The sequence below is a fragment of the Cytobacillus kochii genome, from assembly GCF_020171845.1.
GTDB lineage: Bacteria > Bacillota > Bacilli > Bacillales > Cytobacillaceae > Cytobacillus > Cytobacillus kochii.
On the sequence record NZ_JAIVAM010000013.1, the window covers coordinates 111,146 to 126,578 of the forward strand.

Annotated in this window: 14 protein-coding genes; all 14 read left to right on the forward strand. The window is 36.5% G+C overall.

Annotated features, from left to right (window positions below):
• Window positions 1-3 precede the first annotated feature (3 nt).
• The 14 genes from dprA (at window position 4) to fliI (ending at window position 15,433) form a co-directional block, all read left to right on the forward strand.
• Window positions 4-882, forward strand: a complete 879-nt coding sequence (gene dprA / locus LCM23_RS20525) for a DNA-processing protein DprA (protein ID WP_224938591.1) — start codon at window positions 4-6, stop codon at window positions 880-882.
• A gap of 298 nt (window positions 883-1,180) precedes the next feature.
• Window positions 1,181-3,256: a type I DNA topoisomerase gene (topA, locus tag LCM23_RS20530; RefSeq protein ID WP_224938592.1), complete on the forward strand. Its 2,076-nt coding sequence runs from the start codon at window positions 1,181-1,183 to the stop codon at window positions 3,254-3,256.
• Between the two features lie 619 nt (window positions 3,257-3,875).
• Window positions 3,876-5,183, forward strand: a complete 1,308-nt coding sequence (trmFO, locus tag LCM23_RS20535) for an FADH(2)-oxidizing methylenetetrahydrofolate--tRNA-(uracil(54)-C(5))-methyltransferase TrmFO (protein WP_224938593.1) — start codon at window positions 3,876-3,878, stop codon at window positions 5,181-5,183.
• Between the two features lie 65 nt (window positions 5,184-5,248).
• The gene (xerC, locus tag LCM23_RS20540; protein WP_095369539.1) at window positions 5,249-6,145 is read left to right on the forward strand and encodes a tyrosine recombinase XerC; all 897 of its coding nucleotides are present in this window, start codon (window positions 5,249-5,251) and stop codon (window positions 6,143-6,145) included.
• A 98-nt stretch (window positions 6,146-6,243) separates the two neighbouring features.
• Window positions 6,244-6,786 carry an ATP-dependent protease subunit HslV gene (gene hslV / locus LCM23_RS20545; RefSeq protein ID WP_095369538.1) on the forward strand — a complete coding sequence of 181 codons (543 nt, stop codon included), beginning with the start codon at window positions 6,244-6,246 and terminating at the stop codon, window positions 6,784-6,786.
• Between the two features lie 26 nt (window positions 6,787-6,812).
• On the forward strand, window positions 6,813-8,210 hold the full coding sequence (gene hslU, locus LCM23_RS20550) for an HslU--HslV peptidase ATPase subunit (RefSeq protein ID WP_373370913.1): 1,398 nt from the start codon (window positions 6,813-6,815) through the stop codon (window positions 8,208-8,210).
• A 116-nt stretch (window positions 8,211-8,326) separates the two neighbouring features.
• Window positions 8,327-9,106 carry a GTP-sensing pleiotropic transcriptional regulator CodY gene (gene codY / locus LCM23_RS20555; protein WP_224938594.1) on the forward strand — a complete coding sequence of 260 codons (780 nt, stop codon included), beginning with the start codon at window positions 8,327-8,329 and terminating at the stop codon, window positions 9,104-9,106.
• A gap of 422 nt (window positions 9,107-9,528) precedes the next feature.
• The gene (gene flgB, locus LCM23_RS20560) at window positions 9,529-9,918 is read left to right on the forward strand and encodes a flagellar basal body rod protein FlgB (RefSeq protein ID WP_224938652.1); all 390 of its coding nucleotides are present in this window, start codon (window positions 9,529-9,531) and stop codon (window positions 9,916-9,918) included.
• 3 nt (window positions 9,919-9,921) lie between these two features.
• The gene (flgC, locus tag LCM23_RS20565; protein WP_224938595.1) at window positions 9,922-10,365 is read left to right on the forward strand and encodes a flagellar basal body rod protein FlgC; all 444 of its coding nucleotides are present in this window, start codon (window positions 9,922-9,924) and stop codon (window positions 10,363-10,365) included.
• A 15-nt stretch (window positions 10,366-10,380) separates the two neighbouring features.
• Window positions 10,381-10,689 (forward strand): flagellar hook-basal body complex protein FliE, encoded by a 309-nt coding sequence (fliE, locus tag LCM23_RS20570; protein WP_224938596.1) that lies wholly within the window; start codon window positions 10,381-10,383, stop codon window positions 10,687-10,689.
• Between the two features lie 51 nt (window positions 10,690-10,740).
• Window positions 10,741-12,339, forward strand: a complete 1,599-nt coding sequence (gene fliF, locus LCM23_RS20575) for a flagellar basal-body MS-ring/collar protein FliF (protein ID WP_224938597.1) — start codon at window positions 10,741-10,743, stop codon at window positions 12,337-12,339.
• The gene (gene fliG / locus LCM23_RS20580) at window positions 12,321-13,367 is read left to right on the forward strand and encodes a flagellar motor switch protein FliG (protein WP_224938598.1); all 1,047 of its coding nucleotides are present in this window, start codon (window positions 12,321-12,323) and stop codon (window positions 13,365-13,367) included. Before fliF ends, fliG begins: the two co-directional genes overlap by 19 nt.
• Window positions 13,360-14,127: a flagellar assembly protein FliH gene (gene fliH, locus LCM23_RS20585; RefSeq protein WP_224938599.1), complete on the forward strand. Its 768-nt coding sequence runs from the start codon at window positions 13,360-13,362 to the stop codon at window positions 14,125-14,127. Before fliG ends, fliH begins: the two co-directional genes overlap by 8 nt.
• A complete protein-coding gene (gene fliI, locus LCM23_RS20590) occupies window positions 14,114-15,433 on the forward strand; it encodes a flagellar protein export ATPase FliI (RefSeq protein ID WP_224938600.1) in 1,320 nt (439 codons plus the stop codon). The genes fliH and fliI overlap by 14 nt, the downstream gene beginning before the upstream one ends.

Below are 15,433 nucleotides of genomic sequence, written 5' to 3' on the forward strand. Positions count from 1 at the left end.
CTTATGAATGATTTGATGACAACTAAACTACTCGCTCTCCATCATTGTCAATCTGTATCGTGGAAAACGTTATATCAAATTGTAAAAGCAGATCCCACCCTTTCCTCCATCTCTTTTCAGCGACCAAAACCTCTCCCTTATTTTCACTTCCTAACTGCAAATACGAGAAATAAAATTAATGATGAGATGCTTACCTTAAACATGGAAGAGCTACTTTCACAATATGTGAACAATGACATACAAATCATTTCTATTATGGATGAAAATTATCCTAAGCTTTTGAGGGAAACGTATCAGCCACCTTGGTTTCTCTATGCAAAAGGAGACTTGTCGTTACTAAATATGAAACCAATTCTTTCTGTTGTCGGAAGTCGAAATATGACTGAATACGGGGCGAGAGTAATCGAAGAAATTTTTCCCACACTCATAAAAAGAGGATTTATTATCGCAAGTGGTTTAGCAAAAGGAGTAGATGCCCATGCTCATAAGGTAGCTATGCACTTGAGTGGGCATACGATTGGTGTATTGGGAAGTGGATTTTTTAATATGTATCCAACAAGTAACCGCCATTTATTTCAGCAAATGTCTCGTAATCATCTTGTGTTATCAGAGTACCCACCGCATACAAAAGCGGAAAGATGGCATTTTCCAATGAGAAATCGCATAATTAGTGGTATTAGCCGTGCGACTTTAGTCATTGAGGCAAAAAGGAAAAGCGGTTCTCTTATTACTGCTAACTTTGCTGTTCAAGAAGGTAGAGATGTGTTTGCGGTACCAGGAGGCATTCTTTCCCCTTTTTTCTCCGGAACGAATGAACTGATTCAAAATGGTGCGAAATTAATACTTTCAGCGGAAGATATTATAGAAGAGCTGGTATATTAGGGGCAAAAATCATAAATTTTACAGGAATTTTTATGAAAAAGGTTGAAATTATTGAAAAACTGTTATACATTTTGCTTCAGAAGTTTGTTTGTATGACAACAAATGGAGAGGCGATAGTAGCGGTTTAGATTTGACAAAGCTAAATAAATTGATTAATAATAGTGGATATTTCGAAGAACAAATATGATTGAGCATTTAAATAGGTAGAAAATGGTCAATAAATAACAATAAACATTTATCTAAAATGAAAGAAACAGCGGGTTTAGCAAATTTATTCCCTCTTGAGGAGGACAACTGGATGTCAGATTTTCTAGTAATCGTAGAATCCCCAGCTAAAGCAAAAACAATAGAAAGATACTTGGGGAAAAAATATAAAGTGAAAGCATCCATGGGGCATGTAAGGGATTTACCTAAGAGCCAGACGGGTGTAGATGTTGAAAATAATTATGAACCAAAATATATAACGATTCGAGGTAAGGGACCAGTACTAAAAGAGTTAAAAACAGCTGCAAAAAAAGCGAAGAAAATTTATCTCGCAGCTGACCCCGATCGCGAAGGGGAAGCAATTGCATGGCATTTGGCGCATAGCTTAGATATGGATATTGATTCAAAATGCCGTGTTGTATTTAATGAAATCACAAAAGATGCCATTAAAGAATCTTTTAAACATCCAAGAGCGATTAATATGGATTTAGTTGATGCCCAGCAAGCAAGAAGAATGCTAGATAGGTTAGTGGGCTATAATATTAGTCCACTACTATGGAAAAAGGTTAAAAAGGGGCTTAGCGCCGGTCGTGTACAATCAATTGCCGTTCGTTTAATCCTTGATAGAGAAAAGGAAATTAACAAATTCGAGCCAGAAGAATATTGGAGCATAGATGGAGAATTTGTCAAAGGTAAATCTACGTTTGATGCAAGCTTTTTTGCTCTAAATGGTAAAAAGTTTGAGTTGAAATCTGAAGAAGATGTGCAATCCGTTTTAAAAGAGTTAAAGAATAATGAGTTTGAAGTAACAGATGTAACGAAAAAGGAGAGAAAGAGAAATCCTGCAGTTCCTTTTACTACATCTTCTCTTCAACAGGAAGCAGCAAGAAAATTAAATTTCCGTGCAAAGAAAACAATGATGCTTGCTCAGCAGCTTTACGAAGGTATTGATTTGGGAAAAGAAGGTACAATTGGATTAATTACTTATATGAGAACGGATTCTACGAGAGTATCTGAAGTTGCTCAAAGTGAAGCAGTGGATTATATTACAAACCATTATGGCAAAGAGTATTTGCCAGCATCAAAAAGAAAAGAAAAGAAAAACGCTAATGCTCAAGATGCACATGAAGCCATCCGACCTACCAGTATATTAAGGGAACCGAATTCGCTGAAAGAGCATCTTTCAAGAGATCAGCTTCGTTTATATCGTTTAATCTGGGAACGTTTTACTGCTAGTCAAATGGCTCCTGCCATAATGGATACAATGAGTGTTGATTTAATCAACGGTCAAGTGACCTTTAGAGCAAACGGTTCAAAGATTAAATTCCCTGGGTTTATGAAAGTATATGTCGAAGGAACAGATGATCAGACGGAAGAAAAATCTAATATGCTTCCTAATTTAAAAGTGGGAGATAAAGTCGTTAAGAAGGATATCGAACCGAAACAACACTTTACGCAACCCCCTCCAAGATATACAGAAGCAAGGTTAGTCAAAACGCTTGAAGAACTAGGTATAGGTAGACCTTCAACTTTTGCACCGACGCTAGATACCATTCAGAAGCGCGGCTATGTCACATTAGATAATAAACGTTTTGTGCCAACTGAATTAGGAGAAGTCGTTTCCGTACTATTAATGGAGTTTTTCCCTGAGATATTAGATGTGGAATTTACTGCAAAAATGGAACAAGATCTGGATTATATTGAAGAGGGAAAAGAAAATTGGGTTAAAATTATTGATGAGTTTTATCAAGGTTTTGAAAAACGTTTAGAAGTAGCAGAGAAAGAAATGCAGGAAATAGAAATTAAAGACGAACCTGCGGGTGAAGATTGTGAACAATGTGGAAGCCCGATGGTATACAAAATGGGACGGTATGGCAAGTTTATGGCTTGCAGTAACTTTCCAGAGTGCCGCAATACAAAGGCAATTGTGAAGGAAATCGGTGTGAAATGCCCTACTTGTAAAGAAGGTAATATCATTGAGAGAAAAAGTAAAAAACGCCGTATCTTTTATGGTTGTGACCGCTACCCTGAGTGTGAGTTTATTTCATGGGATAAGCCGATAGCAAGAAGCTGTCCAAAATGTGAATCACTACTTGTTGAGAAAAAACTGAAAAAGGGTGTACAAGTACAGTGTGTTGAATGTGACTATAAAGAAGAGAAACAAGGATAAATTGAAGTGAGTAACGGTTTGCCCATTTCTAATAAAAAAGTATAGAGAGACACAGAAACGAACAATTATTAATTATTTACATTAATTGTTCGTTTTGTTTTATATTTAAAGGCGTTTTTTGTCAAAAAAAGATTAGAAGGAGTATTTTCTAGGGGGGATAGGAGTTAACTGAATGGAGTGATGTGAATGTGAAAGTAAAGAAAAAATCGTCATTGCTATTTTATAAAATTACTAACTATTAAATCTCGTTTAACTGTTCTATATCAGCAATGATGAATGATGGAATCAAAAAACAATTTGAAGTTTTTGTGAATAGTAAAAGATGAAATGTTATCAAATGAGATGATAAAAATGCGATTGAAGTGGTAAAAATGGTTAAGAGGCTGAAAGCAATAACATCATGTATTATTTGAAAAAACATTAAAATCACACAGTGGATGGACAAATGATGTTCTAAGATGGACAACGGTTAAAAAAATACTTTATGCTTTCAAATTTTTTTGTAATATTGTACAATGCAATTTGGGATTAAAAGATTACACTCGTTTATGATTTAGTTAAAACGAACAATTAAATGAATGATATAAATTATTTTACAATAAGTAAGGAGAATTAAATAATGACTGAACAGGTAGTAAACGTAGTTGGGGCTGGGTTAGCTGGAAGTGAAGCCGCTTGGCAAATTGCTAAACGAGGCATTCAAGTACGCTTATATGAAATGAGACCAGTTAGACAAACAGCAGCTCACCATACAGATAAATTTGCTGAATTAGTTTGTAGTAATTCTTTAAGAGCCAACAATTTAACGAATGCTGTAGGTGTATTAAAAGAAGAAATGAGACAACTAGATTCTGTAATTATTTCTTCAGCAGATGATAGTGCGGTTCCTGCAGGTGGTGCTTTAGCTGTTGACCGCCATGACTTCGCTGCAAGGGTAACTGAAGCAGTGAAGAATCATCCGAATGTGACAGTAATAAATGAGGAAGTAACGGATATTCCTGAAGGGATTACTGTTATTGCGACAGGCCCATTAACAAGTGAATTACTTTCTGAGAAACTACGTGAACTGTCTGGGGAAGATTATCTTTATTTTTATGATGCAGCGGCACCAATTATCGAAAAAGATTCCATTAATATGGATAAAGTCTATTTGAAATCTCGATATGATAAAGGGGAAGCAGCTTATTTAAATTGTCCGATGAACGAGGAAGAGTTCAATGTTTTTTACGAAGCGTTAATTAATGCTGAAACTGTGCCGCTAAAAGAATTTGAGAAAGAAATCTTTTTTGAAGGTTGTATGCCTATCGAAGTTATGGCATCTCGTGGGAAGAAAACAATGCTCTTTGGACCGATGAAACCTGTTGGTTTAGAGGATCCTAAAACAGGGAAGAGGCCATATGCTGTTGTCCAATTACGTCAAGATGATGCAGCAGGTACACTATACAATATTGTTGGATTCCAAACGCATCTAAAATGGGGGCCACAAAAAGAGGTACTTCGTTTAATACCAGGCTTAGAAAATGCTGAAATTGTAAGATACGGTGTTATGCATAGAAATACTTTTATTAATTCTCCTAAAGTGCTTAAATCAACTTATCAATTTAAGAATAGAGAATCTTTATTCTTTGCTGGGCAAATGACTGGCGTAGAAGGGTATGTTGAATCAGCTGCTAGTGGGTTAATTGCAGGGATTAATGCTGCCCGTCTTGTGAAGGGCCAAGAAACAGTAGAGTTTCCGATTGAGACTGCTATTGGGAGTATGGCAAGATATATTGCTAACGCCAATCCAAAGAATTTCCAGCCTATGAATGCCAATTTTGGTTTATTCCCAGAGTTAGAAAAAAGAATTAAAGGTAAGCAGGAGAGAAATGAACAACATGCTAATCGAGCATTAGAGACAATTCAGAACTTTGTGAAAAATATGTAAATTTTCTTGCGTGGGTTGCTTAAATATGATAGTATGATGAAGCCCTTGTGAGGTGAGTACAAAAAATGAGCGAAAATGTGAACATTTCTTTAAAGTTATTTATCGAATATTTACAAATCGAAAAGAATTATTCACAATATACAATTGAGCATTATCAGACGGATATAAAAGGATTTTTTATGTTCATGGCTGAACAAGGTTTGAAAAAGTTAAATGATGTCGAATATATGGATGTTCGATTATTTCTAACAAAGCTTTATCAAGAAGGTTTAGCTCGAAAGACAATTGCTCGTAAAATTTCCTGCTTAAGAAGCTTTTTTAAGTTATTGGTACGAGAAGGTATGGTTAATGATAATCCTTTCCAATTAACATCCATCCCAAAAGGTGATAAAAGACTGCCGCAGTTTTTTTATGAAGAAGAGATGGAACAACTCTTTAATAGTGTAGAGGTAGATACAGCACTTGGCCAAAGGAATATGGCGATTTTAGAAGTGATGTATGCAACAGGCATAAGGGTAGCTGAATGTGCTTCTATACAGCTAAGTGATATTGATTTGGATATTTCCGTAATTCTTATTCATGGAAAAGGGAAAAAAGATCGATACATACCATTCGGAAGCTTTGCTCACGATGCTCTTTTAAAATATTGTCATGATGGACGTCTAAAACTCCAAAAAGAGAAGAGCAACCATTTATTTTTAAACCACCGTGGTGGCGCATTAACTGACCGCGGTATAAGAGGTATATTAAATAAATTGATTGAAAAGTCGTCTCTAGAAGGTGGCATCCATCCCCATAAGATTAGGCATTCATTTGCTACACATTTAATGTCAAATGGGGCTGATATGAGAACAGTTCAAGAGCTTTTAGGTCATGCTTTTCTTTCATCAACGCAAATTTACACACATGTTACACCTGATTACTTGAAAAAGACATATAATCAGTATCATCCTAGAGCATAGATTTTAAAGAAGTTTAACTATATGATGGATAAACGAATAGTCATACTCATATATAGTCTATAGTGGATTATTAACATACTCCAAAAGGAGGAATAAACATGTCACAATTTCATGCAACAACAATTTTTGCAGTACAACACAATGGCGAATATGCAATGGCTGGAGATGGACAGGTTACATTTGGTGAATCGGTTGTCATGAAGCATACTGCAAGAAAGGTAAGAAAGCTTGCAAATGGCAAAGTGATTGCCGGATTTGCAGGGTCTGTTGCCGACGCATTTACTTTATTCGAGAAGTTCGAAGGAAAGCTTGAAGAATATAATGGTAACTTGCAGAGAGCGGCTGTAGAGCTTGCTAAAGAGTGGAGAAGCGATAAGGTTCTTCGGAAACTTGAAGCGCTTTTAATTGTTATGAATAAAGACGGTTTATTGCTCGTATCAGGAACAGGTGAAGTCATTGAACCTGACGATGGTGTACTAGCAATCGGTTCAGGTGGTAACTATGCATTAGCAGCAGGTCGATCTTTAAAGAGATTTGCAGGTGAACATTTAACAGCTCGGGAAATTGCAAAAGCTTCGCTTGAAATGGCTGCAGAAATTTGTGTATATACTAACCACAATATTATTGTGGAAGAACTGTAAAACAAAGGAGTGCTAAAATGGTTAAAATGACAAGTTTAACACCCCGTCAAATTGTCGAAAGACTAGACCAGTTCATAATCGGTCAAAAAAATGCCAAGAAAGCTGTAGCAGTTGCATTAAGAAATAGATATCGTAGAAGCCTACTGCATGAAGAGCTTCGTGATGAAGTAAGTCCTAAGAATATTTTGATGATTGGACCAACAGGAGTTGGTAAAACTGAGATTGCAAGAAGGATTGCGAAATTAGTTGGTGCTCCATTTGTTAAGGTAGAGGCAACGAAATTCACTGAAGTGGGTTATGTAGGTAGAGATGTAGAATCTATGGTTAGAGATCTAGTTGAGACATCTGTGCGACTTGTGAAAGAAGAAAAGGTAGCAAGTGTGCAAGAAATAGCAGAGAAAAATGCTAATCGCCGAATTGTCGAATTGCTCGTACCTAGTAATAAAAAGTCCGCCAATTATAAGAACCCTTTAGAAATGTTTTTTGGTGGTGGGAATGATCAACAAGAGAGCGATCATGAGCAACAAGATGATCAGTCAATTCAGCAAAAGCGTAAAGTAGTGAAAACAAAGCTTGAAAATTTAGAGCTAGAAGATGAAATAATCACTGTTGAAATAGAAGAACAGCAGCCGTCTATGTTTGATATGCTCCAAGGTTCGGGTATGGAACAAATGGGGATGAATATGCAAGATGCACTTGGTGGATTAATGCCAAAGAAAAAGAAGAAGCGAAAACTTACAGTAAGCGAAGCTAGAAAAGTTTTAACGAACGAAGAAGCACAAAAGCTTATTGATATGGATGAAGTAGGTTCTGAAGCCATCTATAGAGCAGAACAATCTGGTATGATCTTTATCGATGAAATTGATAAAATCGCAAGTAAAAACTCAGGTGGCTCCTCAGCAGATGTTTCTCGCGAGGGTGTGCAAAGAGATATTCTTCCTGTCGTTGAAGGATCAACGGTTGTAACGAAATATGGTACAGTAAAAACCGATCATGTCTTATTCGTTGCAGCTGGAGCATTCCATACCGCTAAACCGTCTGATTTAATACCTGAATTGCAAGGACGTTTCCCGATTAGAGTCGAATTGACAAAATTAACTGTGGATGATTTTGTGAAAATATTAGTTGAGCCTGATAATGCCTTAATCAAACAATATCAAGCATTATTGGAAACAGAAGGTATACAAATTGAATTTTCTGACGATGCTATACGTAGGATTGCAGAATTTGCTTATGATGTAAATCAAAATACCGATAATATTGGAGCAAGACGATTGCAAACGATTATGGAAAAAATGCTTGAAGACCTTTCGTTTGAAGCGCCTGAGGTAACATTAGAGAAGATTGTGATTACGCCACAATATGTAGAAGAGAAGCTCGGGGAAATTTCTAAGAATAAAGATTTAAGTCAATTTATATTATAATCCTTATTTGATGAAATTTCATTGTACTCCTAATCAAGCAAATCTTAGCAAAAAAATAAGTAACGAAACATTCAAGGGATTGAAATAATGTTCCAAAGTTATAGGAGGAAAAATCAATGAATTTATTAAAAAAATCAAGAACAATTAATGCAATGCTACAAAAGGCTGCAGGTAAGCCAGTTAACTTCAAAGAAATGGCAGAAACTTTAAGTGCTGTTATCGAAGCAAATATCTATGTAGTAAGCCGTAGAGGTAAACTATTAGGATATGCTGCGAACCAACAAATCGAAAATGAGCGAATGAAGAAAATGCTTGAAGATCGTCAGTTCCCAGAAGAGTACACTAAAAACTTATTTAACATTCAAGAGACATCATCTAACTTAGATGTGAATAGTGAATATACTGCATTCCCTATCGAAAATAAGGAGTTATTTGGCGCTGGATTAACGACAATTGTTCCTATTATCGGTGGAGGAGAACGTTTAGGTACCCTCATTCTGGCAAGAGTGGAAGATGCTTTTGAAGATGATGATTTAGTTTTAGCTGAATATGGTGCTACAGTAGTAGGTATGGAAATTCTTCGTGAAAAAGCAGAAGAAATTGAAGAAGAAGCTAGAAGTAAAGCAGTTGTACAAATGGCGATTAGCTCTTTATCATACAGTGAGTTAGAAGCAATTGAACATATCTTTGAAGAGTTAGACGGAAAAGAAGGTCTATTAGTTGCTTCAAAGATTGCCGATAGAGTTGGAATCACACGTTCGGTTATCGTTAATGCACTAAGAAAATTAGAAAGTGCTGGCGTAATTGAATCAAGATCATTAGGGATGAAAGGTACTTATATTAAAGTATTAAACGATAAATTCCTTTTCGAGTTAGAAAAATTAAAATCTAACTAAGAAGTAAAATAAAAAAACTTTTAAAATAACACGGAGACGCAGTGATGCGTTACCGTGTTATTTTTATGGTGTCAAATTTTTCTGTATTACAACTTTATTACGAACGAAATAATAAAGTAATAACGAATAAAGTAGAACTTTGAACCTATTTTTAAAAAACAAAATTCTTATAGTTCTTTATGCCTATTCAAAAATATGTTCGAACGGTTGATTCAACTGATAGTGATTGGTGTTTTTAAAAAATACGGAAAAATGAAGCGTATTTTTACCTAGTAAGAAAAATGTCGAAAATAGGACAAAAGAATTACCAAAAAACCCTTCTAGGTCATAGACTTATTATTTCATATTCTTTACAATGATGATAGATGAAATTATTAGTAAGTGCTAATTGGGGAGAATTTTGGAAAAATGAGGTGAAGTTTGTGAAAGTCTTCTCACAATCCATGTCGATTATCGAAAACGCAATTCAACAAACATCGACAAAACAAAAGGTGATCTCGCAAAATATCGCAAATGTTGACACGCCAGGATATAAAGCGAAAGATGTAAGCTTCAAATCTGCTTTTGATTCCGCATTATCTAACATGAATACATATAAAACGGATGAAAGGCATTTTGATTTCACGCCATCTAATTTAAATACCACCGTCTTGACGAAGAAAAATGTAACCTATAACGAAAGTGGTAACAGTGTAGATATGGATCAGGAAATGTCAGAGCTTGCAGCAAACCAAATTCAATATAACGCATTGGTTGACCGCATGAGCAGTAAATTTAATGGACTCGAAAACGTAATTAAGGGAGGTAGATAATCGATGACTATCTTTCATAGTTTAGATACAACAGCTTCCGCACTGACAGCGCAAAGGTTAAGGATGGATGTCATCTCTTCAAATATGGCCAATGCTGATTCTACTCGCAGCGTGACTGGGGAAGACCCTTATAGAAGAAAATCTGTCGTGCTTCAAGCGAAAGATAACGGCTTTTCATCATTTTTACAAACAGCAATAAATGAAAAAGGCCAAACGGGTAATGGTGTAAAGGTAACGAGAATTGTTGAGGATGAAACGCCTTTTGAACTCGTCTATAATCCATCTCATGCTGATGCTAACGCAGAAGGGTATGTAGAAATGCCAAATGTGGACCCATTAAGAGAAATGGTAGATTTGATGAGTGCAACACGTTCATATGAAGCAAACGTCACTGTATTTAATGCGAATAAGAATATGCTCTTGAAGGCATTGGAAATAGGCAAATAAGAAGGAGACTAAGAGATGAATATTAATAGCTTCTCTCCCGTCGTACATACAAATAGTCCGGATAATGCTCAAAATGTAAAAGAGATTACACCGAGTGATGCACATAATAGCTTTGCTTCGGCTTTGAAAAGTGCAATTGATAGTGTAAATGAAAGGCAAATATCATCGGATGAAATGACGACAAAACTTGCTACGGGGCAGGATGTTGATCTTCACGACGTAATGATCACCGCTCAAAAAGCGAGTGTATCCATGTCTTTAACACTAGAAGTACGTAACAAGGCAGTCGAAGCATATCAAGAGATGATGAGAATGCAAGTGTAAAACATGTATTCTCGTCTGATGACTAACCAAGGACCATCGGGGGATTTTTAGATGAAAGATTCTTTGCAAGCATATGGTACAAAGGTGAGAACGTTCTGGGATGCGAAAACAAAGGGGCAAAAGGCTCTAATAATCGGTGCTCCGTTATTATTAATCATTGGTATTAGTATCATTGTTTTTCTTTCGACCAGAACCACCTTAGTCCCACTATATAGTAACCTGACACCCTCAGAAACAGGCAGTATAAAAGAAAATTTAGATGCTAAGGGGATTAAGTCAGAAATCGTTGAAGGTGGTACAGCTATTAAAGTACCAGAAGAACAAGTAGATAGCCTCATGGTAGAGCTAGCTGCAGAAGGTATCCCAGATAGCGGTAATATTGATTACTCATTTTTTAGTCAAAATGCTGGGATCGGGATGACGGAAAATGAATTTGACGTGATGAAACTAGATGCGATGCAGTCTGAATTAGCAGAGTTAATGAAAGGTATTGATGGTATTAACAACGCTAAAGTCATGATAAACATGCCTGAATCTGGTGTGTTTTTAAATGAAACAGAGGAACAAGCATCGGCGTCTATCGTTTTAAACACGGATCCAGGTTATAAATTCGAAAATCAACAAATCCAAGCACTCTATCATTTAGTGTCTAAAAGTGTACCTAATTTACCTACTGATAATATCGTCATAACTAATCAAAACTTTGAGTACTTTGACTTGAAAAACAGTGAAGAATTTTCGACAGGCAATCAATTTGCCGTACAACATGAAATAAAAAAAGAAATCGAAAAGGATATCCAACGTCAAGTGCAAACGATGCTAGCTACCTTAATGGGTCAAGAAAAAGTAGTGGTGTCTGTTACAGCAGATGTCGATTTTACACAAGAGAATAGAGAAGAAAATCTTGTCGAACCAGTAGATGAAGAGAATATGGAAGGAATAGCCATTAGTGCACAAAAGCTAACAGAAACCTTTACAGGGAATGGAGATACAGAAGGGGGTATCCCGCAAAGTGAAGATGGTGCGGATGCACTCGGCTCTTCTTATGTTGAAGGTTCAAATAGCAACGGCGATTATGAAAAAATAGAAGAAACAATTAATAATGAAGTAAACAGAATAAGAAAAGAAATTGTTGAAAGCCCGTATAAAGTTAGGGATTTGGGCATTCAAGTAATGGTGGAACCACCTGATGCTAATAATCCAAATTCATTGCCACAAGATCGAATTAATGATATTACGCAAATCTTATCAACCATTATCCGTACATCTATCGATAAAGATACATTGGATGAAACGTTAACTGATGAAGAGCTACAAAATAAAATAGCTGTCTCCGTTCAAGAGTTCAATGGAAAAGTTGAGTTTCCAAATGAAGAAGCAGCAACGATTCCTTGGTGGATATATTTGGTTGTCGGATTACTATTATTAGTAATTATATTATTACTATGGTTATTTTTACGTAATAAAAAAGAGAAAGAAGAAGAGATTGTAGAGTATGAAGTGGAAGAGCAATTAAATGATTCTATACCTGATGTACATCAGGAAAAGGAAACAGAGGCAAGCATCCGAATCAAGCAATTAGAGAAGCTAGCTAAAGAGAAACCGGAAGACTTTGCCAAGCTCCTAAGAACATGGATTACGGAAGATTAGGAGGCCAGTCAAGCGTGAAAAGGGAGAAGAAAAATCTTTCAGGACGGCAAAAAGCAGCCATTTTATTAATATCTTTAGGTCCAGATATTGCTTCTAATGTGTATAAGCATTTAAGTGAAGAAGAGATTGAAAAGTTGACTTTAGAAATATCCGGTGTAAGAAAAGTAGACACTGAGGCAAAAGAAGATGTGCTAGATGAATTTCATCAAATCGCTCTTGCTCAAGATTACATTGCGCAAGGGGGGATCGGATACGCGAAGACTGTGCTCGAAAAGGCATTAGGAAACGAACAAGCAACAGCGATAATAAATCGTTTAACTTCGTCGCTTCAAGTGAGACCATTCGATTTTGCCAGAAAAGCTGACCCAACACAAATATTGAATTTTATTCAGAATGAACATCCGCAAACCATTGCGTTAATTCTTTCTTATTTAGAACCACAGCAGGCTGGTCAAATACTGTCGGAATTACCTCAAAATACGCAAGCAGATATTGCTAGAAGAATCGCAGTAATGGACGGCACTTCTCCTGAAATTATTAATGAGGTCGAACAGATTTTAGAAAGAAAGCTGTCCGCTACTGTTACACAAGATTATACGCAAACTGGTGGAGTTGAGTCTGTAGTAGAAGTGCTCAATGGAGTGGATCGCTCAACTGAACGTACGATTCTTGATGCATTAGAAATTCAAGATCCAGATTTAGCTGAAGAAATAAAGAAAAGAATGTTTGTGTTTGAGGATATTGTTACGCTTGATAATAAAGCGATTCAACGAGTGATAAGAGATTGTGCAAGTGAAGATCTTATGCTTTCTTTGAAAGTGTCTAGTGAAGAAGTAAAAGAGATTATTTATAAAAATATGTCACAGCGTACTGTGGATACATTTAAAGAGGAAATGGAATTTTTAGGACCAGTTCGACTTCGAGAAGTCGAAGAAGCACAATCAAGAATTGTCGCAATTGTACGCAGACTGGAAGAAGCTGGGGAGATCATCGTCGCCAGAGGCGGAGGGGATGATATTATTGTCTAGGTTATTTAAACATTCTTCTCACGATTACTTAAGTGAAGAGGAGCAAATAACAATCTCTATTCGGCCGATGTTTAAACAATCAGAGGATCATCCATCACAGCAGATGTCTGCCTATTATGACCAGGTGATTAATGAAGCAGAGAAGAGAGCGGAGGAAATTATTCAATCAGCAAATCAGCATGCTGATCGCATATATCAAACAGTTCAAGAAGAAAAGGAAAAGGCAAAAGAAGAACAAGAATTGGTACGTAAAGAGGCATATGAAGAAGGTTATCTCACCGGGATGAGTAAGGGTAAAGAAGATGGATTTAACTCATATTCATCTAGATTAGCAGAAGTAAAAGAGATAATTAATGCAGCAAAAACTGATTATGAAGAAACTATTCAGTCAGCGGACCGAACGATATTAAAAATTAGTATGAATGTAGCAGAGAAAATCATTGCAACGGAATTAACTCATCATACGGAGCACTATCAATCTTATGTAAAAAACGCATTAAAAGAAGCCAAGCATTACAAAAACATTAAACTTATTGTTCATCCTGATAAATATCTAGAGTTATTAAGCTATAAGGATGAACTAAAGGCAATGTTACCAGTTGAAGCTGGCCTATATATCCTTCCCGATGAAGAACTTTCTGTAGTAGATTGTGTGATTGATTCAGATAATGGTCGAATTGATGCCACGTGTAAAAGCCAAATAGACGAGATCAAAGAAAGACTATCAGAATGGTTGGAGACCCATCATGAACTTGGATAAGTTATTAGAGGAAATCCATGTCACAGATAGTTTCAAAAAATACGGGAGAGTCAAGAGAGTTGTTGGCCTAATGATCGAATCTCAAGGGCCGGTTAGTTCCATTGGTGATGTTTGCTATATTCATGTACAAGGTAAGAAGAGCAGGAAGATACGTGCAGAAGTGGTCGGATTTAAAGATGAGAATATTATTCTTATGCCGTATACAACGGTTACTGATATATCGCCTGGGAGTTTAGTAGAAACAACAGGAAAACCGTTAGAAATTAAAGTTGGGACTTCTCTTGTAGGGAATGTCCTTGATTCCTTGGGACAACCATTAGACGGGTCTCTACTTCCAAAAGGTTTAAGAGAGGTGCCAACAGAACAAGAGCCACCAAATCCCCTATTGCGACCACCCATTAGTGAACCAATTGAAGTAGGCGTTAGGTTGATTGATAGTTTACTAACAGTTGGTAATGGCCAAAGAGTGGGGATTTTTGCAGGTAGTGGTGTTGGTAAAAGCACCCTACTCGGCATGATTGCCAGAAATACAAAAGCAGACATTAATGTTATTGCTTTAATTGGTGAAAGAGGAAGAGAAGTCCGTGAGTTTATCGAGAGAGATCTTGGTCCTGAAGGATTAAAACGTTCAATTGTCATTGTAGCTACCTCTGATCAACCGCCATTAATGAGAATAAAAGGGGCCTATACTGCGACAGCCATTGCAGAATACTTTCGTGGCAAAGGTATGAAGGTTATGATGCTAATGGATTCTGTTACTCGGGTAGCAATGGCGCAACGGGAAATAGGTTTAGCAATTGGCGAACCCCCGACAACAAAAGGCTATACGCCATCAGTTTTTTCTGTTTTACCTAAGCTGTTAGAGAGAACTGGCACCTCCATAGAGGGGTCCATCACTGCCTTTTATACAGTGCTTGTTGATGGTGATGATATGAATGAACCAATTGCTGATACTGTGAGAGGTATATTGGATGGTCATTATGTGTTAGATAGAGAGCTCGCTAATAAGGGACAATATCCTGCTGTAGATGTACTCAAAAGTATCAGTCGTGTAATGAATCAAATTAGTAGTAAGAGGCATATAAAAGCAGCTGAGAGTTTAAGAGAATCACTTAGTACTTATAGGCAATCAGAGGATTTAATTAATATCGGTGCATATAAGAAAGGATCATCACAAGAAATAGATCGAGCGATTGCTTTATATCCACAAATTTTAAATTTTCTTAAACAACAAACGGATGAAAAAGTGACGATTGATGATGGAATTGAACAACTATTTGCGCTAGTTGGAGAAGGAGCACAGTAA